General features: G+C 38.8%; 1 protein-coding gene and 1 pseudogene. Both read right to left on the bottom strand.

Going from position 1 to position 689, the window contains the following annotated elements; translation table 11 throughout:
* Positions 1–34: 34 nt before the first annotated feature.
* Positions 35–460, bottom strand: coding sequence for a tryptophan synthase subunit alpha (gene trpA / locus IEY78_RS35335; protein ID WP_229700344.1), 426 nt, complete (start codon positions 458–460; stop codon positions 35–37).
* A gap of 11 nt (positions 461–471) precedes the next feature.
* A pseudogene (locus IEY78_RS35330) lies at positions 472–689 on the bottom strand (hypothetical protein); the annotation flags it as partial.

Here is a 689-nt window from a genome sequence, read left to right as displayed (position 1 = left end):
ATCACTCGCATTAGGGCTAGCGATAAAGATTTGTTTAATTTGGTGTTTTTTGAGCGGATTTTAGGACTAATTCTTTTTCTATTAGGGGTATATCCGCTATTAAAACGCTATCCACGCCGCATTCTTTGATTTGGGCATAAAAATTATCCACGCCATAAGAAAAAATGAGATTCGCATACACTAAAAGCCCTATGGGAATGTGGGGATTGTAATCTCTGATCGCCCTTAAAATCTGGAAATTTTTTTCCATAGTAGCATGTTTTAACGCCCTTAAATGGCTCGCTTGTATGGTAACGCCATCCGCTACCGGATCTGAAAAAGCAAAACCCAACTCTAAAGCACTCACCCCGCTAGTGATTAAGGTTTTAATGATTTCAAAACTCCATTCATAATTAGGATCGCCCAAGGTTACAAACGGGATAAACGCCATTTTTTCTTGTTTTTTTAAGGTTTCAAACATGTTTTTATACCTCATTTTAAACCCCCTTTTAAAGCGTTATAAACGGTACTTAAATCCTTATCCCCTCGACCGCTTAAATTCACTACAATAATGCTTTCTTCTTCGCATTTTTGAGCGAGTTTTAAAGCATACGCTAAAGCGTGTGAGCTTTCTAGCGCCGGGATAATGCCTTCTTTTTGGCACAACAAACTAAAGGCTTCTAGCGCTTCAAGATCGCTTGCGCTTTCAT

Source organism: Streptomyces kronopolitis, from assembly GCF_014646275.1.
Lineage (GTDB): Bacteria > Actinomycetota > Actinomycetes > Streptomycetales > Streptomycetaceae > Streptomyces > Streptomyces kronopolitis.
This window is presented reverse-complemented; position numbering and strand designations above follow the sequence as displayed.